Source organism: Paenibacillus sp. E194, assembly GCF_000935845.1.
GTDB classification, from domain to species: Bacteria; Bacillota; Bacilli; order Paenibacillales; family Paenibacillaceae; genus Paenibacillus_B; species Paenibacillus_B alvei_B.
In genome coordinates this window covers 1-610 of the sequence record NZ_JMDX01000545.1, presented here as the reverse complement: position 1 = coordinate 610, position 610 = coordinate 1, and the positions used below count along the sequence as shown (strand labels likewise).

General features: G+C 46.6%; 1 protein-coding gene and 1 pseudogene. Both read left to right on the top strand.

The features are described 5' to 3' along the window. Positions 1–200: pseudogene (locus AZ66_RS32280) on the top strand (hypothetical protein); the annotation flags it as partial. A gap of 173 nt (positions 201–373) precedes the next feature. Then, positions 374–610 (top strand): trigger factor family protein (locus tag AZ66_RS29475; RefSeq protein ID WP_044358233.1); only part of this gene is annotated, 237 nt, incomplete at its 3' end.

Sequence of the window (610 nt, the reverse complement as noted above, 5' to 3'; positions counted from 1 at the left end):
CATCCTATGAACAGTTGTGCGGGCATAGGCAAGAGGATTCGAACGCTTGGGCGGCGGCGCTGCATTTCATCGTGGCTCGAATGCTGCGTGTCGACGAAGAAGTGGAAGTGAAGCAGCTGTACGGTATCACGAATGAACTGCGTGTGCAATATGAGCTGGCGCTCCGATCATTAAATCGATCATTGCGCGTGCAATCATAGGATCTGAGGCTAAGCAATGAACGGTCGCTAGCGCTTTTGGAGAAGGCCGAATGTGGGAATGACGCCCTCCTTGAAAAAGTTATCGTAGTCGGCTATACTAAAATGGTTATTCTGGACGTGTTATGTTAGGTACACTCTAGCCATGATCTTTTTTTTGGAGGGGAAGGCATAAAATGAAAGCAACTTGGGAAAAAATAGAGAAGAACATTGGGGTATTGGAAGTAGAGGTTAATGAAGATCGCGTAGCAGAAGGATTGGACTTGGCATTCAAAAAAGTGTCCAAGCGTGTTAACGTTCCTGGCTTCCGCAAAGGTCGCGTACCTCGCCCAATTTTCGAAGCAAAATATGGTGTAGAGAGCTTGTATCAAGATGCAATTGACATCATCTTGGGCGAAGTTTACACACAAGCA